Origin of the sequence: Corallococcus sp. CA053C (assembly GCF_003611675.1) — a bacterium.
Classification (GTDB): Bacteria; Myxococcota; Myxococcia; order Myxococcales; family Myxococcaceae; genus Corallococcus.
Genome location: NZ_RAWA01000070.1, coordinates 1 through 21518 on the forward strand (window position 1 = coordinate 1; position 21518 = coordinate 21518).

Annotated in this window: 23 protein-coding genes and 1 pseudogene; 15 read left to right on the top strand and 9 right to left on the bottom strand. The window is 68.0% G+C overall.

Translation table 11 applies throughout. The annotated features are described in order from the left end of the window. A partial coding sequence (locus D7V97_RS12465; protein ID WP_120610840.1) for an ATP-binding cassette domain-containing protein occupies positions 1-582 on the top strand: 582 nt, incomplete at its 5' end. 3 nt (positions 583-585) lie between these two features. On the opposite strand, the gene D7V97_RS12470 is transcribed toward D7V97_RS12465, so the two are convergent. Then, a complete protein-coding gene (locus D7V97_RS12470; RefSeq protein ID WP_120610841.1) occupies positions 586-1497 on the bottom strand; it encodes a LysR substrate-binding domain-containing protein in 912 nt (303 codons plus the stop codon). Positions 1498-1611: 114 nt separating this feature from the next. Here D7V97_RS12470 and D7V97_RS12475 point away from each other — a divergent pair, with 114 nt between their 5' ends. The 3 genes from D7V97_RS12475 to D7V97_RS12485 all read left to right on the top strand — a co-directional run bounded on the left by D7V97_RS12475 (position 1612) and on the right by D7V97_RS12485 (position 5454). Continuing rightward, a complete protein-coding gene (locus tag D7V97_RS12475) occupies positions 1612-3552 on the top strand; it encodes a M61 family metallopeptidase (RefSeq protein ID WP_158623347.1) in 1941 nt (646 codons plus the stop codon). Between the two features lie 126 nt (positions 3553-3678). Further along, positions 3679-5259, top strand: coding sequence for a hypothetical protein (locus tag D7V97_RS12480; RefSeq protein WP_120610843.1), 1581 nt, complete (start codon positions 3679-3681; stop codon positions 5257-5259). Positions 5260-5304: 45 nt separating this feature from the next. Next, a complete protein-coding gene (locus D7V97_RS12485; protein WP_120610844.1) occupies positions 5305-5454 on the top strand; it encodes a CocE/NonD family hydrolase in 150 nt (49 codons plus the stop codon). 71 nt (positions 5455-5525) lie between these two features. Here the strand turns inward: D7V97_RS12485 and D7V97_RS12490 are convergent, their stop codons facing one another. Further along, positions 5526-5813, bottom strand: coding sequence for a hypothetical protein (locus D7V97_RS12490; protein ID WP_120610845.1), 288 nt, complete (start codon positions 5811-5813; stop codon positions 5526-5528). A gap of 119 nt (positions 5814-5932) precedes the next feature. Between D7V97_RS12490 and D7V97_RS45845 the strand changes: the two are divergent. The 5 genes and pseudogenes from D7V97_RS45845 to D7V97_RS12510 all read left to right on the top strand — a co-directional run. After that, positions 5933-6280, top strand: a pseudogene (locus tag D7V97_RS45845) (excinuclease ABC subunit A); the annotation flags it as partial. Positions 6281-6333: 53 nt separating this feature from the next. Then, entirely contained in the window at positions 6334-7233 is a 900-nt protein-coding gene (locus tag D7V97_RS12500) for a hypothetical protein (protein ID WP_199728784.1), read from the top strand. A 244-nt stretch (positions 7234-7477) separates the two neighbouring features. Beyond that, the gene (locus D7V97_RS12505) at positions 7478-8479 is read left to right on the top strand and encodes a PD40 domain-containing protein (RefSeq protein ID WP_158623348.1); all 1002 of its coding nucleotides are present in this window, start codon (positions 7478-7480) and stop codon (positions 8477-8479) included. Between the two features lie 33 nt (positions 8480-8512). Continuing rightward, complete coding sequence (locus tag D7V97_RS46485; protein WP_255424792.1) at positions 8513-8644, top strand: hypothetical protein; 132 nt, start codon at positions 8513-8515, stop codon at positions 8642-8644. A gap of 133 nt (positions 8645-8777) precedes the next feature. Further along, on the top strand, positions 8778-10613 hold the full coding sequence (locus D7V97_RS12510; RefSeq protein ID WP_147444787.1) for a leucine-rich repeat domain-containing protein: 1836 nt from the start codon (positions 8778-8780) through the stop codon (positions 10611-10613). Positions 10614-10650: 37 nt separating this feature from the next. Here D7V97_RS12510 and D7V97_RS12515 read toward each other — a convergent pair whose 3' ends face one another. The 4 genes from D7V97_RS12515 to D7V97_RS45320 form a co-directional block, all read right to left on the bottom strand. Then, on the bottom strand, positions 10651-10941 hold the full coding sequence (locus tag D7V97_RS12515) for a hypothetical protein (RefSeq protein WP_120610849.1): 291 nt from the start codon (positions 10939-10941) through the stop codon (positions 10651-10653). Between the two features lie 185 nt (positions 10942-11126). Next, positions 11127-12206, bottom strand: a complete 1080-nt coding sequence (locus D7V97_RS12520; protein WP_233582710.1) for a right-handed parallel beta-helix repeat-containing protein — start codon at positions 12204-12206, stop codon at positions 11127-11129. 182 nt (positions 12207-12388) lie between these two features. Next, entirely contained in the window at positions 12389-13183 is a 795-nt protein-coding gene (locus tag D7V97_RS12525; protein WP_120610851.1) for an alpha/beta fold hydrolase, read from the bottom strand. Positions 13184-13194: 11 nt separating this feature from the next. Continuing rightward, positions 13195-13341, bottom strand: a complete 147-nt coding sequence (locus tag D7V97_RS45320) for a hypothetical protein (protein WP_199728785.1) — start codon at positions 13339-13341, stop codon at positions 13195-13197. 190 nt (positions 13342-13531) lie between these two features. Here D7V97_RS45320 and D7V97_RS12535 point away from each other — a divergent pair, with 190 nt between their 5' ends. Further along, positions 13532-13903, top strand: a complete 372-nt coding sequence (locus D7V97_RS12535) for a hypothetical protein (protein ID WP_147444788.1) — start codon at positions 13532-13534, stop codon at positions 13901-13903. A gap of 142 nt (positions 13904-14045) precedes the next feature. Beyond that, positions 14046-15689: a hypothetical protein gene (locus D7V97_RS12540; protein WP_147444789.1), complete on the top strand. Its 1644-nt coding sequence runs from the start codon at positions 14046-14048 to the stop codon at positions 15687-15689. 151 nt (positions 15690-15840) lie between these two features. Here the strand turns inward: D7V97_RS12540 and D7V97_RS12545 are convergent, their stop codons facing one another. After that, positions 15841-16044 carry a hypothetical protein gene (locus D7V97_RS12545; RefSeq protein ID WP_120610854.1) on the bottom strand — a complete coding sequence of 68 codons (204 nt, stop codon included), beginning with the start codon at positions 16042-16044 and terminating at the stop codon, positions 15841-15843. Between the two features lie 62 nt (positions 16045-16106). Between D7V97_RS12545 and D7V97_RS12550 the strand changes: the two genes are divergently transcribed. Then, positions 16107-16679, top strand: a complete 573-nt coding sequence (locus tag D7V97_RS12550) for a DapH/DapD/GlmU-related protein (protein WP_233582711.1) — start codon at positions 16107-16109, stop codon at positions 16677-16679. Between the two features lie 168 nt (positions 16680-16847). On the opposite strand, the gene D7V97_RS12555 is transcribed toward D7V97_RS12550, so the two are convergent. Both D7V97_RS12555 and D7V97_RS12560 read right to left on the bottom strand, forming a co-directional pair. After that, complete coding sequence (locus D7V97_RS12555) at positions 16848-17948, bottom strand: glycoside hydrolase family 16 protein (RefSeq protein ID WP_158623349.1); 1101 nt, start codon at positions 17946-17948, stop codon at positions 16848-16850. Positions 17949-18059: 111 nt separating this feature from the next. Then, positions 18060-19085 (bottom strand): cytochrome P450, encoded by a 1026-nt coding sequence (locus D7V97_RS12560; protein WP_233582714.1) that lies wholly within the window; start codon positions 19083-19085, stop codon positions 18060-18062. Between D7V97_RS12560 and D7V97_RS45850 the strand changes: the two genes are divergently transcribed. The 3 genes from D7V97_RS45850 to D7V97_RS12570 all read left to right on the top strand — a co-directional run bounded on the left by D7V97_RS45850 (position 19066) and on the right by D7V97_RS12570 (position 21488). Next, the gene (locus tag D7V97_RS45850; protein WP_233582716.1) at positions 19066-19242 is read left to right on the top strand and encodes a Clp protease N-terminal domain-containing protein; all 177 of its coding nucleotides are present in this window, start codon (positions 19066-19068) and stop codon (positions 19240-19242) included. The two genes, D7V97_RS12560 and D7V97_RS45850, sit on opposite strands and share 20 nt — an antisense overlap. Before the next feature lie 136 nt (positions 19243-19378). Then, complete coding sequence (locus tag D7V97_RS12565) at positions 19379-20374, top strand: hypothetical protein (RefSeq protein ID WP_120610858.1); 996 nt, start codon at positions 19379-19381, stop codon at positions 20372-20374. A 13-nt stretch (positions 20375-20387) separates the two neighbouring features. After that, positions 20388-21488: a hypothetical protein gene (locus D7V97_RS12570; RefSeq protein ID WP_120610859.1), complete on the top strand. Its 1101-nt coding sequence runs from the start codon at positions 20388-20390 to the stop codon at positions 21486-21488. Positions 21489-21518 lie beyond the last annotated feature (30 nt).

Consider the following 21518-nt stretch of genomic DNA (forward strand, 5'->3'; position numbering starts at 1 on the left):
CAGGGGGAGGACCGGGGGATGCACCGCCCGTCCTCGGGCCGGGTCCTCTACGACGGGAAGGATCTGCTCGGGATGGAGCTGCGCTCCGTGCGGCAGCAGCTCGGCATCGTGATGCAGAACACCTTCCTCTTCGGCACGAGCATCCGGGCCAACATCTCGCTGGCGGACCCCACCCTCCCCCTGGAGTCGGTGGTGGAGGCCGCGAAGCTGGCCCAGCTCCACGAGGAGATTCTCGCCATGCCGATGGGCTACGAGACCATCCTCGTGGACCACGGCTCCTCCCTCTCCGGAGGACAGCGGCAGCGCCTCGCCCTGGCGCGGGCCCTGGTGAACAAGCCCGCGGTCCTCCTGCTGGACGAGGCCACCAGCGCGCTGGACTCCATCACGGAGCTCCGGGTGCAGGAGGCCCTCGCCGGGCTGCACTGCACGCGCATCGTCATCGCGCACCGGCTGAGCACCGTGGTGGGCGCGGATCTCATCCTCACCATGGCGGATGGGCAACTGGTGGAGGCGGGCAGCCATGGCGACCTGTTGGAGCGGGGTGGCACCTACGCGGCACTGGTGGCGGCCCAGCTCCGGTGAGCGTCAGCCCCCGCCGCGCGGCCGCGCGCGCCGGGGTGTCGTCAGCTCCTGCGCGAGCGCTTCACGCAGGATGCTGGCCAGTTGGGCCACGGTCTTGCTCGGCTCCCGTTCGGCCCTGAGCAGGTGCACCGGAACGCTCCCGAGCGCGGGCAGCCCTGAGGCGCCGGGCTCCAGCACGGCCAGCGTCTTCGGCAGGCCGAAGGCCGTTCGCAGCGTCACGCCCAGCCCCGCCTCGGCCGCCGCCCACAGGCCCGCGAGGCTCGGGCTCGCGAACGCGATCCGCCAGGCGAGCCCCTTCCGGTCCAGGGCGGTCGTACAGGCCTCCCGGAACACGCAGGGCGCTTCGAAGGCGATGAGCGGCAGCGGCTGGCCGCGGCTTCCGGTGCGCTGCCAGCCAGGCTGACCAATCCACACGAGCGGCAGTTCCGCGATGCGTTCACTGCAGCCGCGAGCCCCACCGCTCCAGGCAAGCGCGAGGTCCAGCTTGCCCGTCATCACGTGGTTGACGAGGTGGGCGTTGCGCTCGGTGCGCACCTGGATGCGCACCGCCGGATGCGCGCGCGCGAAGGTGCTGAGCACCCGGGGCAGCCAGGTTTCGGCGAAGTCCTGCGGCAACCCCAGGCGGACCTCGCCCTCCAACTCGCTGCCTCGCAAGCTGTCCACGGTCTGATCATTCAGTTCGAGGATCCGCCGCGCGCAGCCCAGCAGCACCTCTCCCGCCTCGGTCAGGACCAGCCCGCGCCCGGAGCGTTCCACCAGCGCGCGGCCCACCTGCTCCTCCAGCTTGCGCAGCTGGGAGCTCACCGCTGACGGAGAACGGCCCACCCGTGCGGCGGCCCGGGCGAAGCTGCCCAGCTCGAAGGCCGTCACGAACGTCCGCAAGACATCCATGTCCAGGTTGATCCGGGGGAGCATCGTTCGATTTCCTCGAACCCAGGCTTCCAGACTTCGGAATTTTCGGCAAGGCGGGTCCGGGCTACGACGCTCGTCATGCCGGCCTCTCCCGCCCAAACTCGAAGCGTCAGGGTCATGCCATGCGTTGTCGCCACGGTGGCCGTCTGGATGGTTTCGACGGCGGCGCACGCCCAGGCACCCTCCGCATCCCAGTCCTGGCCGCTGCCCCAACCCGCGCCCATGCCGCCGCCCATCCAGGCGCCGCGTGACACGCCCTTCCCCGGCACCATCCGCTTGCACGTCGACGCCACCGACACGGCGCGCGGTCTCTTCCGCGTCAAGCAGACCCTCCCGGTCGCGCCCGGAAGGCGGTTGACGCTGCTCTTCCCGCAGTGGCTTCCCGGGGACCATGGGCCCACCGGTCCGTTGGAAGGACTCGCGGGGCTGAAGGTCCAGGCCGGAAAGAGGGTCATTGCCTGGACCCGCGACGCCGTCCAGGTCGCGGCCTTCCACATCGACATCCCCGCTGGCGTGACGTCCATCGACGTGCACTCCCAGTTCCTGGGCGCCACGGAGCCGCGCGTGGGCCCAGTGGTGGCCACGTCCACGATGCTGGACCTGCAATGGCATCACCTGGTGCTGTATCCCGCGGGCCATTACGTCCGGCGCATCACCTATGAGGCCAGCGTGAAGCTGCCGCCCACCTGGGAGTTCGCCACGCCGCTGACCGTCGCCCGACGGGAGGGCGGTGAGGTCCGGTTCCAGCCGGTGACGCTGGACACGCTGGTTGACTCACCTGTGATTGCCGGCCGTGCCTTCAAACGCATCCTGTTGAGCGACGATCCCGTCCCGGTCCACGTGAACATCGTGGCCGACGACGCCGCGGGGCTCGAACCGCCTCCCGGATTCGTCCGGGGCTACCAGGCACTCGTGCAACAGGCCTACCGGCTCTTCGGCTCGCAACACTACGACCATTACGACCTGATGGTCTGGCTGGCGGACGGCTTCGGCCCCAGCTACTTCGAACACCTCCGCGCGGGTGAGAACGCCCTCCCCGCCGACTTCTTCACGACCTGGAAGGACAGGCCCGAGCACCGTGGACGTCTGGCGCATGGGTTCGTTCATTCGTGGAATGGCCTGTTCCGCCGCCCCGCGGAGATGTGGACGCCGGACTTCAACACGCCAGAGCGCGACTCACTGCTCTGGGTCTTCGAGGGATTGACGTCCTACTGGCAGGACGTGCTCACCACCCGGGCGGGGTTGTGGACGCGGGAGGACGCGCTCGACGACTGGGCCGCGACCGCGGCGGCCATGGCCAGCCGCCCCGGCCGGCGCTGGCGCCCGCTCCGGGACGTGACGAACGACGCCGTCGTGCAGCGCCGCAAGCCGCTCTCCTGGCGGGGCTGGCAGCGCGACATGTTCGATGCCTACTCCGAGGGCGCGTTGATCTGGCTGGAGGCCGACACGCTGCTGCGGCAGCGCAGTGGCGGCCGCAAGTCGCTGGATGACTTCGCTCGGGCGTTCTTCGGCGTACGCGCGGGCAGCCAGGTGACGATGACGTACACGCTGGAAGACATCGTCACCACGCTCAATGACATCCTGCCCCATGACTGGTCAGGCTTCTTCCGCTCCCGGATTGAAGAGACGCACGACGCCCCGCCCCTGGGTGGAATCACGCAAGGCGGCTACACGCTCACCTGGAGCGAGGAACCCACGGACGCCGTCCGGCGGGCCGAGGCGGCGAGCGGGAACGTGGATCTCGGCGACTCGCTCGGCATGACGCTCGCGAAGGACGGCAAGGTGCTCCGGGTGGATTGGGAAGGGCCTGCCTTCAAGGTGGGCCTGCTGCCCGGCGCGGTGGTGACGGCCGTGAATGGGAGCCCCTACGCTGCGCAACGACTGAAGGACGCCGTCAAGGCCACCGCCCACCAGGAGCCCTTGCGGCTCTCCTGGCGCCAGGGCACGGCCACCCGCTCCGCCCTCATTCCCTGGCATGAGGGGTTGCGCTATCCCCGGCTGCGGCGGGTCGAGGGCACACCGGCGATCCTGGATGAAATCCTGAAGCCACGCGACTGACACCCCTGCCCGCAGGGGGGTGGAACATGCGACGGAGAATCCGTCACCCCCGGCGCGCGGCCCGTGCTCTATTCTGGCGTTCGTCCAGCCCTGACGGTCCTTCGGGGCGGCGAAGGAACGTCTGGAATGAACATCATCCTTCAGGCCTGGTACGCGAGCGGTGACCGGTATGCCGTGGCGGCCGCGCTGATACTGGATTCGAAGAAGAAGGTCTGCCTCATCTGCGACGGGGAGGACCCAGAGGCGGAAACCGAGGTGCGGAACATCTCCGCATTCTACCGGGCCAGTGGGATCTCCCGCGACAGGATTGTCTTCGCGGACGTGCGGCACCCGAGCAACGACTGGGCCGGCGGTGATGTGGAGGCCCTCTACCGCGCCGCGAAGGACAGCCAGCAGGGGCTCCACGTCGGCTACTCGAACTCCATCGTCAGCAATGCCTTCAAGGTGAATGCCACCCTGGCCACCCAGATGCTCCAGACGCACTGGATTGGCACACCGCAGAAGTCCCTGGACGAGGCCTTCTCCAAGCTGGTCGAGCAACTCGCCAGCCAACTCAACGAGTCGCATCGGCCCTTGGCCGGGGGGAAGCTGGCGCTGCTCTGGGTCCGGTTCAGCGGCAAGAAGGACAAGAGTCATCCCGCCCACCCGGAGCTGGACACCAGCATCTCGGGCCTCTCCCAGATTGCCCGGATGCTGAAGGAGCGCGGCATTCCGTATGCATTCATTGGAGACAAGTTCTACAGCCGCAGCTCGGGCGCGAGGAAGCACGAGAGCTTCATGTGGCCGCCCTTCAGCACCGGCTTGAACCTCATCGAGTTCTGGAAGCACAAGGCTCTCGCGAGCGACGACGATGGCCAGGGCCGCATCGCCCAGCTGCGGTTCATCGACTTCCTGGCGCGCACCTACCGCACGGTCAGCATCGGCATGCGAAGCGGCGTGCTCGAAGGCCCCGCCTACCTGGGCGTTCCCACCATCTTCATCGAGGACGAGGGGAACCCGCAGGCGGAGCGCTGGGAGAAGATGCTCGGGGTGGTGCCGGGCTTCGAGCGGCTGACGGTGACGATGCTCCCGTCCGCGACGGGCGTCCGCTTCCGGGTCGTCGAGGAGCTGTTCGAGCTCATCCGCAAGTGCAGGCCCCTGGTCCGCTACAGCCAGTCCGTCTCGGACCTGGGGCGTCCCGAGAAGATTGCCCTGTTCGAGAACTTCGTCCGGAAGACGGACCCCACGGATGAATCATCGTATGGCCGGTTCTCCACCCTGTATCTCTACCTGCTCCAGGACGTGCTGCTGCAGTGGTTCCTCTTCGCCGAGGACGGCACCCGCCTGGTTCGTCCCGCGGCCAGGGCCTTGCAGAACGAGGAGGGCCGGAAGTTCGTTCAGAAGCAGGAGCGGGCTTCCAATGCGCGCAAGCAGAAGCCTGTGTTCATGAGCACCTCGATGGAACAGCACGACAGCTCGAAGGTCACGGTCTCTCGGCAGTCGTCGAAGCCCGTGACGGTGCTGCTCGATGAGGACGCTCCGCCGCCAGACCTGGTGGCGACGCTGAACGCATGGTCGGAGGACCCCAGTTTCGGGGAGCAGGTGGAGACGCTGGTGAAGCTCTGGTTCCAGTTGCTCCTGGACCCCGAGGCCAAGGAGAACGTCCGCGGCTTCTTCCCGAAGGAACTCGAGACGCTGGGGGAACTGGTGGAGAAGGCAACCTCCTGACGTGCGGCCGGGTGCGGACGCTGTCGCCAGGTGTCCCATCCGGGCATGGGGCGGGGACAATCCGCGCCTCCCCTTTTCGTGGCCCGCTGGGTGGCGGACCAGCCCTGGTGCACCGGCCACCTGGGCGCGGTGGGGATCTCCTACAAGGGGACCACCGAGGAGCTGCTCGCGGTTGTCGGCCCGGGGCTCTTCTGAAGGAGGGGGGCCTGGGTGAGAGCCCCCCTCTTGACCGGCGGCCCTGCTGCGCCGGGGGTCTCAAGCCCCCGCTACAGTGGGAGGGCGCGGGAACAGGAGTACTCGTAGACGAAGACCCGGTATTGCGTGTTCGTCACGCCTGTCGAGATGCGATCCTCGTTGCAAATGCATTGCTGCGAGCCGACCCACTGGGTATGGGCGGGGTCCGCGTAGTAGTCGATGAAGTAGTCCTTACCGCATCGCCAGAGCTGCGTCGTGTCCTGCGGCGCCTCGACTTCGGGCCCCTCCTGCTCGACTTCGACACCACCACACCCCATCAGCATTGCAGCGCTCATCACCGCGACGACAAATCCTCGCATATGCCCTCCCATCTCCATGGTCAGGAAAGGATGCCATGCATGGCAGGCGCATGGACAGGATAGAAGCCATCCAGCACCTTCCCTTGCTCCCCACCCGCCCACCTTGGGTGCCCTCTTCCATGACCCAGCGCATGCCCTCCTCCAGCCCGCATCCCGCGGACGGCCACGACCTCATCCGCGTCCGGGGTGCCCGCGAGAACAACCTGAAGGACGTGAGCCTCGAACTTCCCAAACGGCGGCTGACGGTGTTCACCGGCGTCTCGGGTTCGGGCAAGTCGTCGCTGGTGTTCGCCACCATCGCCGCGGAGTCGCAGCGGATGATCAACGAGACCTACAGCACGTTCGTGCAAGGGTTCATGCCGACGCTGGGGCGGCCCGAGGTCGACTGCTCCTCCGCGGTGCCGGCACTGACGGGCTCCACGAGCCCGGCGGGCAGCGTGACGCGCTCGGGGGTCTTCAGCGATACCTACGAGGCCTGGAAGGCGTTCGACGCGAACAACAGCCGCTGTGGATCTCCGCGGTGGACCAGGCGCCCGCGTGGCTTGCCTACCAGGTGCCCGCTGGCACCGCCGCCATCCACCGCGATGCCCTCGCCTTCGCCAACGGCCCCAGCCTCACCACGCGCGCGCCCAGGGACTGGACGTTCCAGGGCTGGAACGGCTCAGCGTGGGTGGTGCTGGACACGCGCACGAACCAGACGAACTGTGGCGGGTTCGAGCGGCGTGAGTTCACGCTCTCCGCCCCCGCGACCTACAGCCAGTACCGCCTGCACGTGACGGACGACAACGACACCCGTTCGGGCGTGGTCGTCATCTCCCTCAACCGGCTGGAGTTGATCACCTGCGTCAACGACGGCGTCACGAACCCCGTCACGGCCCTCTGGACGCGGACCTCCGGGGCGGTGGGGATTCCCGCGCGCGTGAATGACCTCGTGGGAGACCCGGCGGGACGCTCGTACATCACGGGCTACACGACGGGCGGCCTGGACGGCAATCCCATGATTGGCGGGAGGGATGCCTTCCTCCACGCGCGCGACCGGAACGGCGACCGCATCTGGTCGGTCCAGCTGGGCGCGCCGGGGAGCTTCGCGCAGGGCTACGGCATCGCGACGAACCGGACCTGGGAGGAGATCTACGTGAGCGGCGGCGCGCAGGGAGACGTGGGCAACCTCACCAACACCACGGTCATGAAGGCGCACAACTACGTCGCGAAGTTCGACACCGCGGGCAACCGGTTGTGGGTGGTCCAGCAGGATCCGGCGGTGTCGCCAGCGGGAGGGCAGGCCGCTGTCTACAGCAATGGCGTGAACCGGGAGCCCAACGGCAACCTCTACCTGGGGGGCTATACGGGGGGGAACTTCGGTGGCAACACGCTGGTGGGGACCTCCGACACGTTCGTGACGAAGCTCGCGGCGCCGTGAGTTGAAGGCCCGGGACAGCTTCGGCGGTGATGGCCTGGACGACGGCGCGCCTTCGCGGTGGATGAGCAGGTCCACGGCCGGCAAACCCAGCCGGCGCCGGCGACTCTTGCCGGCCCGAAGCGCCGGATCGCGGCAAGACTTGCCGTCCTCACAGGTCGCTCCAGGGGAAGCGGCCTTGAACGTGGATTGGCCCTGCCCTTGCTCTGTCGACGTCATGTTCGCCCTTCCGTTGGGAGCCAGTGCCATGATGATGGGAAGAAGCTGCATCCTTGGAGCAGTCCTGCTGACGGCCGCGTGCGGTGTCTCCAGCCCTGGACAGGAGGTCGCGGAGGACGACGTCACGGCGAAGACGTGCCTCCCCAACTGCCCACCGCCGACGAAGATCGCCTTCGCGTCGAACCGGGGAAGCGACTCCACCGAAACCCTCAACACCTACGACATCTTCGTGATGGGCACCGATGGCACCGTGTTGACCCGCCTCACGAACGACCTCGTGATGGACCGGCGCCCCAAACTCAACAAGGCGCGCACCCAGGTGGTCTGGCAGCGTGCCTACGGCCAGACGTTCCCGTACTTTGGCGGCTTCGAGATCGTCACCGCCAACATCGACGGCAGCAACATGCAGCGGCTCACGAACTGGGAAGGTGATGACGAACAACCCGCCTTCAGCCCCGACGGGACGCGCATCGTCTTCGCCCACTGCACCTCCCGGTGCAGCCTCTACCTGATGGATGCCAACGGCCAGAACCAGACCCTCCTGGCCACGGACCTGCAAGGCGCTGGCAGCTACCTCACGCCGAGCTTCAGCCCCGATGGCCTGAAGGTCGTGTTCGGCTACGAGGCGCTGAGCACGTCGGACATTCCCTTCCGGGGCATCTACCGCATCAACGTGGATGGGACGGGACTGGTGAGGCTGAACGAAGGCCCCTCCAACTGGACCTCGTTCTTCCCGGTCTACAACGCGGCGGGGACGAAGATTGCCTTCACCGCGAGCATCTCGGTGCAGAGCCTGTACGAGCGGGACCTCTACTCCATGAACGCGGACGGGACGGGTCTGGTCGCGCTGCAGAACGGGCCGGAGGACGACCAATGCCCGGCCTACAGTCCTACTTCCGATACCCTGGTGTTCGAGCGCCTTCCGGGCGGCACGAGCCGGAGCGAAATCTTCATGCGGTCCGTCAACGGCAACCTCACCAACCTGACGAACACCGTGAGCGCGAACGACGTCGAACCGTCCTGGCAGTGACGGAAGCCCGGTGAAACGCGCTCGTGGATGCGGATGACACGAAGCAAGACGCGGCCCTGGTACTCCGAGCCCCGCAACGAGATCATCGCCGTGGGCTTCGGCTCCGAGAGGCCCCTGGTGAAGCCGGACGACACGGCGGCCAGGCCGGAAGCCCTGGCTTCCTGAGCGGACGGACAGGGCCCGGTCCGGCCTCACCTCTCGTGCGGAGGAAGCCGGGCCGCTATCCTCTCCCGTGTCTCCGGCGGCCAGCCGGGTGTCACGGGAGAAGCGACGCATGCGGTGGATTCGGGGTCCGTGGTTGGCACTCTCCCTGGTCGCGGGAGGCTGCGCACCGATCGACCTTGGCGTCTTCAGCCCCCAGGCCCTCTCCCGCGTCGTCCCCGAACCGCCAGGCGCCGCGTGCGCGCGGGGCGGACAGGCCGTGCGCACGGGCCTGGACGTCAACGGCGACGGCACGCTGGGCGACGACGAGGTCACCAGCACCGAGTACCTCTGCGCCGGCACGGTGCTGGTGCGAACCGAAACGCTCGCCCCCGGTGACGCGTGCCCCACGGGCGGGCAGGTGACGAAGGCGGGGCAGGACCTGGACGGCGACGGCGTGCTGGCCGACGCCGAGGTCACCCGCGAGCTCACGGCCTGCACGCGCGTCGCGCCCGTCCTCACGCGGCTGCGGCCGGTGAGCTGGACCCCCTCGTGCTCCAGCGGCGCGACGATGCTGGAGGCCGGCGAGGACGTGGACGGCACCGGCGCGCTCGACGACGCGGAGGTCCAGGCCTCCTACGGCTTCTGCATGGTGGACAGCACCCGGGTCCGCTCCGAGGTCCACCCCGAGCCGGCCGGGGGACGGTGTGGCCAGGCCGGTGCGCGCGTGGACGCCTGGCCGGACCTGGACGGCGACGGCCAGCGCCAGCCCGACACGGAGCCCCTCACCACGCTCACCGTGTGCCAGCCCACGCGCGTGCATGATGGCGACTACCTGGTGGGGAGCGCGGCGGACCTCGCCGCCCTCCAGGGAGTCACCCGCGTGGACGGCGACCTGGTCATCACCAGCGAGACCCTGGACGTCCTCGGCCTGCCGGAGCTGGTCGTCGTCATGGGGACAGTGCGCGTCATGAACAATCCGCGGCTGGCCCAGGTGTCGCTCCCCCACCTGCGGTTCGCCCGGAGCATCGAGCTGCGGGAGAACCCCGCCCTGGAGACGGTCTCCATCGGGAAGACGGACGGGCCTCCGGTCTTCGTCGACGAGGACGTCGTCGTGGGCGACGCGCCGAAGCTCGCCTCGCTTGAAGGCCTGACGCCGCTGAATCCGCGACGGCAACTGCGGGTGCAGAATCTCCCCCAATTGCAGACCCTGTCCTTCCCACACATCACCCACCTGTCCCTGAACCTCACCGTGGAGGCAAACGACGCGCTGCGGTCCATGTCCCTGCCGAACCTCGTCTTCGCCACGAATGTCTGGGTGACCGACAACGCGGCGCTGGAGTCACTCTCCGGACTGGCCACGTTGCGAAGCGCTGATCAGCTGCTGCTCGCCGTCCTGCCCGCGCTGACCTCGCTGTCGGGCCTGGACGGCCTCACGTCCCTCCGGGAGCTCACCGTGGCGGAGTGCGCCGGACTCAAGACGGTGACCATCCCCCACCTCACCCAGGTGGAGCAGGTGGGCATCCAGGACAATCCCTCACTGGAGTCCGTGAGCGGCATGCCGGTGCTCCAGGTGTCCAGGCTGCTGCGGCTGTCCGGCAACGCCGTGCTCCACGAGCTGAAGGACCTGTCCTCCATCAGCGCCATGCACACGCTGGAGATCTCCCGGAACCCGGCGCTCAAGGACCTGAGCGCGCTGGGAAGGCTGGTGCGGCTGGACCTGCTCGCCGTCCACCAGAACATCCTGCTGGAGGACCTGTCCGGCCTGGCCGGGCTGCGCGAGCTGGCGACCCTGACGGTGGCGCACAACCCGGCCCTGCGAAACCTGGGCATGGAGGCCCTGGTGTCGACGACAGAATGGTTCGACGTGCAGGACAACCCCCTGCTGCCCACCTGCCAGGCCCAGCGGCTGGCGGACCGCGTCCATACGGGGCCGCCGCCCACCCGGACCATCAACGGCAACAACGACCAGGCCACCTGCCCCAATCCCTAGCGGTCGTCGTCCTCCACCCGCGCCTGGAACACCGCGCTCAGCAGATCCTGTTGACCAACGAAAGGCAGTAGCTCACGGCCTGCGAGAAGGTGCACTGACCGTTATTGACACACTGAAAGGTGCCGGTGGTGGGCGACTTGCACCATTGGAGGTCGACGTGGCAGTTGGCCCCGGTGGCGGTGACGCGCCCCGTCTCGTCCTCCTGAATGACCGGAGCGATGTATTCGCCGGCCACGTCCTCCTGTCCCTCCAGCTCAGGCGATTCCCCGACGCCTCCACAACCCACGAGCGCAGCGGCGACCATCGACAGCAAGACATACTTTTTCACGAGGGGCTCTCCAGTGTGGGTTCGGCGCGTGTTTGTGTCTCAGTGGAGCCGCGGGTCTGCCCTTCGCAGGGAGAACCGCGCCTCCACCAAGGAGAGCCGCAAAGCCGAGAGCCGTCCCAGAAAAGAATTTCGAGGGATTTCCGTGCGGATCCCTTGGGGCCCCCTGCCCTGGCCGCCCCGGGCCGTCAACGCACCCCGAGGTCCGTGCCGTCCGAGGCCGCGCCCTTTCCGGGCGAACCCGGAGCGAGGCGGAAGCCGGACCGGTCCGTGGGAGCGGCTCCCCCCATGAACACCGGGACTCCGGTCAGCTCGCCGCTCTGGGCGTCCTGCCGAAGGAGGTTGTGGTGGCGCTCCGCCACGGTGGAGCCGTTGGACACGGAGATTTCCGTCGCCACGTTGTCAACAATCACCGTGCCCCGCCCGACGTCGTCCGCCGTCTTGCGAGTGATGTCGATGATCCCGCAGGGGAGGTTCCAGTCACACACCCCATGCTGCAGCGTATTGTGGCGGATGATCGAACCGTCATCCGAGTAGAGCTCGATGGCCCACGGACGACCGCGCAGATCCAGCACGTTGTCTTCGATGACCGCGCGCTCGACGCCGTCGTAGGCGACGATGCCCGAAGCGCAGTTGAGGAAGTAATTGCCTCGAACCACCGCGCCCGGAGCTCCGAGCAGCTGGACCGCGTCGGTGTGATTGGGGCCGTTCTCCTGGATGTCCTTGAACTGATTGTTGAGGATGTTGACCGCCACCCCGGTCTGGATGCCGTCCGCGTCGCCCCCCTCGAAGCGCGAGTTCTGGATGGTGACGCCGGAGGGTGTCGGGCTGCTGTAGGGCAGGTGGATGCGTGCCGGCGCGGCGCCCGTGGGGGCGTTGATGTTGAGATGCGTGTTGCCGTCGAACAGGATGTTGGACTGGGACACCCCGTCAATCGTCGCAGCGCCCGTGAAGCGGCTGCCGGTGATCGTCACGTTTCGGGTGGAGCCCAGCAACGCGGCCGAGGTGAGGGTGAGTCCCTCAAGGCGGACGTTGTTCGCACCGTTGAAGTGGAGCGCCAGGGTTGGGGTGGCCCCGCTCTGGGGCTTGACGGTGACCACTCCGGGCTTTGCTCCCGCGGAGAACGTGCCGTAGCTCCCACTGGCCAGGCAGATCGTCTGCCCCGCGGTCGCCGCGCTCCATTGGCTTGCCAGCGTCGCCGCGTTGCTGGCGAGCCGGTCGCAGGTTCCGAGCGGAGGCGTGGCACCCTCAAGGACAGTCGGGGGCACGTTTCCATTGTTCGCTTCCGATACGTCGCCTCCACAGCTCGTGGCAAGCCACGACAGGGAGAGCATGAAGGCAGCGCCGATGATGCGACTTGATGAATGGACTCTGGAGTTCATGTGTCCATTCTTTCAGGCATTGAAGGGAATACAATCTTGATGCTGGAGGGGGCGCGGGCTCGCGGCCCTCACTCGCCGAGGAACTCCTCCAGCGCTCGGGCCAAGGCCCTGGGATCGACTGCGTGTGTCTGTCCTTCCAGCGTCCGGTGCCGCGCCTGGGGAATGGCGCGTGCCAGGGTTTGGATCGTCTCGCGCATCCAGGGTGGGCTTGCGCCTCCATCCATGACGAGCGTCTCCGAGCGCACGGCGGGCAGCTGCTCGAGCCTCGTGGCCCCGCGGGCCGTGATGCGGAGGTCGTAGCTGAGCGTGTGCGCGAGCCGCTTGAGTCCTTCCCACATCGGCGACGCTCGCATCCGGGCGAGGCCCGGCTCGGGCATCTGCATCACCTGGGTGAAGTAGAGCTCGACCGCCTCTGAACGATGTCCCCCCGCAGCGGCCTCGTCGAGCTGCTCCGCAAGGGCCTCGAAGTGCTTCGCCCGGGTCGTATCGAGGATGACTGGAGGCTCGTAGAGGACGAGCTTCGGAATCGGGAGTCCCTGGGCGGCGGCATCGAGGGCCAGGAGGCCGCCGGACGAGTTACCGAACACGAACGCCGACCCGCCTGCCGCGGTGATGAGTGCCGAGAGGTCCTGCACCTCCCGTTCAATCACATAGGGCGCCGTGTCCTCGCTGTCTCCGCGGCCGCGCCGGTCGTAGCTCCACACGGTGAAGCGATGTGCCAGGAGCGCCGCCAGCGGCGTCCCCGACGTCGGAGCGGAACGGTCGCAGAACGCTCCTCCGACCAGGATGAGCGGAGGGCCCCTGCCCGTCCTCTCGAACGCGACGGAGGTGCCGTCAGCAGACTGGACTCTTTCGAGTTTCATGGTGGCGCCTTTCAGGCAGAACCTGGGCGGTAGCCGTGGGTGCGGAAGGGGACGTCGAGCTCGCGACAGACCTCGGAGAGCACCTCTGGCGCGTGATAGTAGTTGCGCAGCCGCGCGATCCGGTCGCCGTCCACCTCGGCCCGCACGACGGCATGCACTTCATCCCCCGACCACCAGAGGAAGATTGATTCGCCCCGGTGCGCACGGAGCTCGCACCGCGGGGGCGCCACAAGCGTGTATCCGCCTTCGGGACAGCCGAAGAGTGTCCCCTGCAATGAGCCCGCCCGGACCGCTCCGGCCCCGGACTCGATCGTACCCGACACGTCCCCGCACGTGCCCTGGCGGAGGGTGCGGACACCCGGGGAGCTGGAGTCGTGGGAGTCCGCGTGGAGCCACCCGCCCGGGGCCGCCCATGCCCCGGTGTTTCCTCCTGCCCTGCTCCAGGAGGAAGGGGTCGTCTTCCTCGCCGCGGGCGAGCCAGCGCACCCCCTGGCCGGAGGCATCGCCTCACGGGCCGCGGGGGTCGTGGGCCTGTCGAACACGTTCCTCGCCGAAGGTGCGCCACCCCGCCTCCACGCGGAGCTGCTCGCGCATTTGCGGACGATGTTCCCGGGCCTTCCTATCGTGGGCTACGAGCACGGCGAGGCGCTCGACACATGGCGAAGCCTGGGCTTCGAGTCCGTGGGCCCCCTGCGCGTGTGGCTCAAGCAGCGGGGCTGAGCACCCCGCCACGCCTCTTCCGTCCGGGCGCGAGGCGTCTTCTTCTCCGTCAAACAGCCCGACGGCGGCCCTGGGAGCGTAATACGAAGGCAGCAGTTTCCCTGGCAGGTGCGGAAGGACTGGCCGCGCCTGGAGGCTGAACATGACTGACGCAGCAGGTATGACGCAGCGGGCGATGTCTGGCCACGGGAAGGTCCATCGCGCAGGAGGTGCGCTGACCGGGCCTTCCTTCGGGCCGCGTCGCAACGCGTTGCTGCTGTTCGCCCTGGCCACGGTGCTCGCGCTGGGCACCGGCTGTCCCCACAACGACCCGCCCGTGGGGGACGCCGGAAGCGTGGCGGACGCCAGCGTGGAGCCACCGGACTCTGGCGTGGAGCCGCCGGACTCTGGCGTGGAGCCGCCGGACTCCGGCGTGGAGCCGCCGGACTCTGGCGTGGAACCGCCGGACGCGGGGAGCGACGCCGGTGTGCCGGACGCGAGCGTCGCCTGCGTGTTGCCCGACCCCGAGGACCCGGGGGCGCCGTGGGCCAGCCGCTGTGATTCTCCCGTGGTCGACCGGTGCGCCGCGCTGGTGCTGCCGGAGGCGGGCCCGGTCCCCACCGAGGACCGCTGGTGCGAGGAATCCGCACAGCGGCTGTGCGCGGCCGGCGTGGACGCCGGCACGCTGGAGCCCACGTCCGAGTCCGAGTGCGCCGCGCGCGAGCGGAAGACGTGTGAGTCCCGCTTCCCGCGCTCGCGCCGGGAGGCAGGGTCCCTCACGTACTGGCCCCAGGCCGCATCCGCATGCCTCACGGGCGAATTGAAGCCGTCCAGTCCGGCGTGCGGCTGTGCGTTCGTGGGCAGCTCGCCAGGTGGGGTCTGCGGCGAGGATGCCCATTGCCGCACGGGCTATTGCCTCAAGGACTCCAGCGACGCGGGCGTCTGCGTCGCGTGTCCGGACAAGCGCCCCGTGGGCAGTGCCTGTGGCCGCTTTGGCGACGCGCCGTGCGACGACCATGGGAACTGTTCGCAGGGGTGCTGCGCGCCGCGTCCCAACGCGGGGGAGGCCTGCAAGCTTGGCCTCAATCCCAGGTACTGTGACCCCGACACGTCACCCGGGTGCCGGCCCCTGGCCATCGAGGACACTTCTGGCATCGGCACCTGCCGTGCCTACAAGCAGCAGGGCGAGACGTGCGGGCCGGCACCCGTGTCATGGTGCACGAGCATCCCCGTGCCGGCCTGCGACCTGGGGACGTGTGTCGACGGGCAGGTCTGCACGCTCGTCAGTCCGGACGCCTCGGTGGCCCGGCAATGCCAGCCGGAAGGACTCCGGTGCGACAGCTGGTTCCGGGGCTGCGGCCCGAACCAGGGGTGCACCGGGCCGTCGGGCCGCTGCGTCACGCTCGGCACCGTGATGGAGGGAGAGGAATGCAACGGCAGCGGCCGCGGTCTCTGCGCGGAAGGGCTGCGGTGCGTCGTGCGGCCGGACGCGGGCACCGCCCCGTTCAACGTGTGCGCCGTGGCGAACCCGGGGGAATGCCGCTTCGACGTGGAGTGCCCCTGGGCCCAGCTGTGCCGGAACGGCGTCTGCGCGGATGGCAAGGCCTTGGGGGAAGCGTGTAACGGTCGCCTTGACTGTGCGGCCTACCTCATCTGCACGAAGGGGGTGGAGGACGGAGGCACCTGCGTCCGGGAGCCGCGCCTGGCAGAGCGCTGCCGCTTCACCGAGCCGGACGGAGGACTCCCCGAGTGGGTGTATTCCTGCCTCGAGGGGACCTGCGACAGCACGACGGGGCTCTGCCAGTAGCCGGGCGCCCTGGAGTGGCAGGTGCAGAGGGGCCGTCAGGCCCCTGGCCCATGGCAGCTCCTCCATCGCCTGCGGCGACATCCGCCGGCAGGTGCAGGAGCGGCGCGGGTACCGGATGGAGCGCCTGGAGGTGATGCGCCCGTCTCGCGGATTACTCGCGCGGTGACAGCCACAGCCGCGCCAGGTCGAAGCGCGTGTCGACCTGGCGACCGAGACGGCTCAGCCGATGCAGGTCGGCGTGGAAGTACACGCGCTGGACCTTCCCATCGGCGACCGCGAGCAACAGCGCCGCGAAGGGCTGCTCGCCATTCCAGAACACGGCGGCGGGCTGCCCGTTCAGCAGGTGCTCTTCCACCCGCAGGACGCCCGCACAGCTGGACGTGAGTGTGGGGAGGGCGCGAAGCTCTTGGAATGCCCATGGACCGTCTCATGCGCATCCACAGCCCTGAGTCCCAGGCGAGCGGTGAGAGGGTTCTCAGCCCCGAGTTCACGGCGATGAGCCAGAGGGTGCTGCGGGTCACCGCGCTGACGTCGCGCCTCAACGTCCTGCCTTTCGAGGACGAGGTGGGCAAGGCAGCGCTGTTCGAGCAGATCCTGGGCCGACCGCTCCCGGGAAGGGTCACGATCTATCCGCCCTTCTACACGGACCACGGCCTTCATCTGGAGCTTTCCGAGCGTGTGTTCATCAATCAGAACTGCACGTTCCTCGACTACGCCGGCATCCGGCTGGGCAAAGGTGTGATGGTCGGCCCGAAGGCCACGTTCATCACCGTCAGCCATCCGGTCGACCCGGGCGAGCGGCGGCTGTACCTCACGGGCGCCCCCATCGACGTGGCGGACAACGTGTGGATCGGCGCGGGCGCGACGATCATGCCCGGGGTCAGGATTGGCCGCGACGCCGTGGTCGCGGCCGGGGCGGTCGTCGTCGACGACGTACCCGCGGCGAGCCTGGTGACCGGCCCCAAGGCGACCGTTCGCCGACGGTGGTGAGTTTGAGCAGCCCGGCCCCATCCAGTCGCTGCCTCCGCTCCCACTTGAGGGAGCGCCAGTAGCGGCGTCTTCGACCTTCGGGTCGGCCAGTGATTTGCCATTGCGGCTCCCCACATGAAAGAGGGACCGAGCATGATGCCCGGCCCCTCTTGGATCAGCAGGGAGTTGTTACGGGGTGTATGTGTAGCTGGTCACCCAGTCGATCAGCAGGTGTCCCGGCAGAGCGTTCGAGCTGTCAGGCGCGACCTGGATTGTCCAGCGGTGGTTTGTGGTGGGGATGTCGTGCGTGACCGTCTTCACCAGCGTTCCGTCCACGTAATACTTGACGCTCGTGGGGGTCCACTCGGTCGTGGCGACGTGCCAGTCCTCGAAGGTGGCGATGTCGGTCAGGCTGTCCGAGGAGCCGCAGTGCGGTACAGGGTCGCCGTCGTCGTCATCACAAGGGGTCGGGTGGTGGTAGATGTTGAAGAAGCCGTCGAGCGGCCCCTCAGGGAAGTCGATCTCCCCGTCCGGCCAGTAGTTGGACGCAGGCCAGACCATCATCGCCGTTCCGTTGCCTTCAGCCCCAACCGCCTTGAACCGGATCGAGTAGCGCCCGTACAGGTGTCCCCATGCGCGGCTCGGAGGACCGAATACACCCGCGGCGCCACGGTCACCATCGAGGTTGATGTCCATCATCCCGTCATGGGCGTTGATGAGCGCGCGAGGCCAGTAGCTACCGGCGTCATCGTAGGGCTGCCACGAGCTCGCGTAGGTGCCCGTGAACGAGCCGGTACCGGTTCCCGTTGACGCCGCGGTGTCAAAGTTCTGGACCATGTTCTGGGTCCAGCCGGGGAGATTCCCGACAGGTGCCCTCGAAGCGGGCGGCGTGGTCCCGCCCACGGTGAAGGTCTTGTAGGGAGTCCCACCGAGGACATACCAGACACCCTCATTCAGGACACAGGGAGCGTACTGATACGTCCCGTTGGCGAACGTCCGGGACGCCGAGGTGTAGGCGGTTCCCCCCTGAGCCGCGGTGTCGATATAGACGTTCGTGCGCTTCGAGAAGTCCAGCGCTCCACCGCTGTAGGGATTCACACAGACCTTGTACTCCTCGACCAGCTCGCGCGCGGACGCGGTGATGGAAGCGGTAGCCACGGCGGTGTTGCCCGTCACGGTGACCTTGGATGAGATAACGCCGAAGTTGACAACCGCTGCGCTCGCGCTGACGGGTCCGAAACCCAGAAGCACGAACACCACCGCGACCAGAGCCGTGAGTTCTTGTTTCACTTCTTCTCCAAGGGAGGGGTGAAAATGCAAATCCTGACTCCCTGGAAATCCCATGGAGCTCACCCCTTGAAAGGAGAACGTCAGCCAATCAATGCCTGCTCGCCCGGACCCTCAGGCTCCCGTGACCGCCCGCCGGACGGGCTGAAAGCGCAGCGGGAGCCGCGCGGGGCCCAGCACGTTGAGCGCCTTGCGCGGCACCCACGGCCCGGTGCTCGCGAGCTGGACCCCTTTCAGCCGCTCCAGCAGGTCCGACAGGGCCACCCGTCCCTCCAGGCGTGAGAGCGCCGCGCCCAGGCAGAAGTGGATGCCATGCCCGAAGGCGATGTGCGGGTTCGGGTCCCGGGTGATGTCGAAGCGGTCCGCGTCCTGGAACTTCGTGGCGTCGCGATTCGCCGAGCCGACCATCGCCAGCACCAGCTTCCCCGCGGGGATGCGCTGCCCGTGCAGTTCCACGTCCACCTTCGTGGTGCGGAACACCATCTGTGCCGGCGTGCGGTAGCGCAGGACCTCCTCGATGGTCGACGGCAGCAGCCGGGGCTCCGCCAGGAGGCGCGCGAGCTGGTCCGGGTGCTCCAGCAGGCACAGGAGCGCGTTGTTGATGAGGTTGGTGGTCGTCTCCGTGCCCGCCGACAGGAGCAGCTGGAAGAAGCCCAGGAACTCGTTCGGCGTCAGCCGCTCCCCGTCCACCTCGGCCTCCACCAGCCGGGTGAGCAGGTCGTCCTTCGGCGCGCGCCGCCGCTGTTCGGCCAGGTCGTCGAAGTAGGCCCGCATCTCCTCCTTCACCACGGCGTTCTGGCTCATCGCCCGGGCGGCCTCCTCGCCGCCGGAGACGGTGTAGCTGAGCGTCATGATGACCTCGGCCCAGTGCATGAAGCGCTGGCGGTCCGCGACGGGGATGCCCAGCAGCTCCGCAATCACAATCATCGGCAGCGGGGCCGAGTAGTCCGCGACCAGGTCCAGCGCTCCGCGGTCCAGCACGGGCTCCAGCAGCTCGCGTGACAGCTCACGGACGCGCGGCTCCAGGCTCGCGATGGACCTGGGCGTGAAGGCCCGCAGGACGATGGCGCGCAGCTTCGAGTGGCGTGGCGGGTCGGAGAAGACGAGCCAGTCGAGCGCCTTGCCTGTCGGGGTCTCCACCACGGAGCTGAAGGCCTCGCTGCTGCGGAGCGCGCATGTCGTCGCGGCCGCGTGCAGCCTCGAGCGCGGCACCGCGGTGCGCGCGCTGAGGGCCCTGGGCGTCGACCGCGCACAGCTCAAGGCCGCCGCGTACGCGGAGGTCGGCATCCCGGGTTGAGCCCCCGCCTCTCCAGCTGCCCCGCTGGTGATCGCAGCCACACCGATCTAAAATTCTTGTCCCACTATCCAGCGAGGGCGTGATGCCCAAGTACCTCGGTGAATCCGGAGAAAACCGTCTTTTCCAGCATAAGGACATGGCGGGCTTCTATTACGTGGCCCAGCTGCTCCGGGCCGAGGATCGCGACCGCGACTTCCTCTACGTCGGTCTTGGGCGCAGTCCGGTGGTGATCATGGAGTTCCTCCGCCAGGTCTTCGACATTGATGCGAGAGACCTCCCGCTCAGTATCGAGACAACGAAGGTCGAATACAGCAAGGGCAAGCGCGACGTGCCCTACGACGAAGCGATGGCGACGTTCATCGACCACTATCTGCCGAGGGACCTCCTCCGGGGGCGCAAGGTCATCCTGGTCGACTACGTGGACTCCGGCTACTCGCTGCTCAGTGCCCAGGGCCTCATGGAAGCGCACCTGAAGGCCCTGGGCCTGTACGAGGAGGCGGAGCACGTCTACATCGCGCCGCTGACGAACCTGGAGAAGTTCCTCAAGGACGAGAAGTCCGTGCTGGGCCAGTTCAGACCCGACATCAGCGCCGCGCACCGGCTGCTCAAGGTGCTCCATGCGACCATCGACAAGGAGCCCTTCTCACGCTTTCCCAGGACCTCCGAGAAGAGCATCCGCGAGGGCAGGTTCCCCCAGCCTGACGTCCAGGCCGTCTCCCGGCTTCAGAACGTCATGCGGCTGGCGCTCCAGAATCTTGGGGAGGACCGGGAGCAGATCATGGAGACGCTGCGGAGCTCGAAGTTCCTCAAGACGAAGCGTCGTCCTGAGCGGACCTTCCAGCAGTCCATCCAGAGCATCCCTCCCCGAGGCCAGCTCGGCCGGAGCGTCGTGGTGAAGGATCACCTGAACGAAAGGTACAGCAGCCTCTCCGCGAAGGAATACGGCATTCCCAACGGGCGGCTGTCCTACGAGTTCCAGCGAGGCATGGCCAAGGCGAGGCGCCATCCGTACGCGGCGACGGGCGTGGGCGTGACCTTCGCGATCCTGGCCATCTTCTTCATCTACATGCTGGTCAAGGCGTTGATGGCGCTGGAGCCCGTGGACCACTCCGACCGCATCCAGGAACTCTGAAGGGACACCCCGCATGCCCGGCGTTCTGCGCTACCGCTTCTCCAACATCGACATGCTCGTGGACCGGATGTTCGACCCGCAGGTCCGGGAGCCCCGGCAGTACATCCGTGCCGCCAGCGAGCTCCAGGACTCGGATGCCGGTGAGCAGCAGATCGCCGCGCTCTGGATGATGGAGCGCTCGGATCTGGACCTGATGCTGGCCACGCTGCTGGACGGGTGGCTCAACCCACAGGACGACCGCGGGAGCTGCCCCGCTTCGGACCGGCGCTTCCTCGAGTTCGTCTCCCGCTATGTGCGGGAGAACGACATGACGTTGTGGGTGCCCCGCCTCATCAAGAAGAGCACCTTCGTCAACGTGGCCAAGGGGGTCACGTACCATGCGCCGCGCTACCGCATCGATGAGTGGCGGCAGTACTCCCTGGTGGGCCCCGACGCCGACACCCCGTGGGTGGTGGAGAACGTCCGCCGCCTGCTGAGGCTCTTCGCGGCGGGGGCCCACTTCGTCGTCCTGCACAACTACGGCGACACGAAGATTGAAAGCGATGACTTCTACGGCGCGTTCGGCAAGAGCTTCGGCGCGTGGACGCCGTGGGGCGGCATGCAGAACACCGCCATCGGGCACAGCCACTACCGCCACCACGGCAGCAAGGGCCCCGTCCCCTCGCTCGGAACGGCCTACGCCTATCCCTACGTCACCGGGGAGCTTGCCCCCAAGAAGGACTGCCCCTTCATCTGCTCGCTCGTCGTCGACACGACGGATTGGAAGAACAAAGCCATCATCGACGGGAACGTGGAGTACTTCGACTACAACACCTTCTTCCAGCTCGAGGGGTGGCCTGGGACGTACGTGACGGGAAAGCTGGGCCTCAAGGGGCGCCATGGCCGGGACTTCGACCTGCACCAGGCGACGCTCTGGAACATCTCCACCTTCGGCCTGTGTCCGTACAGCGAGAAGCGGGGCACGCCCATCTTCCTCGCGCCCAGGGACCATCGCTTCCAGTTGGACTCCTACGGGATGCGCATGCCGAAGTTCGCGGGGGCCCGCGAGGTCCAGACGTGGTACCGGCCGGAAGCGCTGACCCCCGCGAAGGCGACCATCGTCTACGCGCGCTGATGCCCGCGGTTCGACCGCCGCGCCGGGCGC

Excerpts from the sequence above, each read along its gene's own strand:
- D7V97_RS12470 (WP_120610841.1), bottom strand. The coding sequence starts at position 1,497 with ATGCTCCCCCGGATCAACCTGGACATGGATGTCTTGCGGACGTTCGTG.
- D7V97_RS12475 (WP_158623347.1), top strand. The coding sequence starts at position 1,612 with ATGCCATGCGTTGTCGCCACGGTGGCCGTCTGGATGGTTTCGACGGCG.
- D7V97_RS12480 (WP_120610843.1), top strand. The coding sequence starts at position 3,679 with ATGAACATCATCCTTCAGGCCTGGTACGCGAGCGGTGACCGGTATGCC.
- D7V97_RS12485 (WP_120610844.1), top strand. The coding sequence starts at position 5,305 with ATGGGGCGGGGACAATCCGCGCCTCCCCTTTTCGTGGCCCGCTGGGTG.
- D7V97_RS12490 (WP_120610845.1), bottom strand. The coding sequence starts at position 5,813 with ATGCGAGGATTTGTCGTCGCGGTGATGAGCGCTGCAATGCTGATGGGG.
- D7V97_RS12505 (WP_158623348.1), top strand. The coding sequence starts at position 7,478 with ATGATGATGGGAAGAAGCTGCATCCTTGGAGCAGTCCTGCTGACGGCC.
- D7V97_RS46485 (WP_255424792.1), top strand. The coding sequence starts at position 8,513 with ATGACACGAAGCAAGACGCGGCCCTGGTACTCCGAGCCCCGCAACGAG.
- D7V97_RS12525 (WP_120610851.1), bottom strand. The coding sequence starts at position 13,183 with ATGAAACTCGAAAGAGTCCAGTCTGCTGACGGCACCTCCGTCGCGTTC.
- D7V97_RS12540 (WP_147444789.1), top strand. The coding sequence starts at position 14,046 with ATGACTGACGCAGCAGGTATGACGCAGCGGGCGATGTCTGGCCACGGG.
- D7V97_RS12550 (WP_233582711.1), top strand. The coding sequence starts at position 16,107 with ATGGACCGTCTCATGCGCATCCACAGCCCTGAGTCCCAGGCGAGCGGT.
- D7V97_RS12565 (WP_120610858.1), top strand. The coding sequence starts at position 19,379 with ATGGCGGGCTTCTATTACGTGGCCCAGCTGCTCCGGGCCGAGGATCGC.
- D7V97_RS12570 (WP_120610859.1), top strand. The coding sequence starts at position 20,388 with ATGCCCGGCGTTCTGCGCTACCGCTTCTCCAACATCGACATGCTCGTG.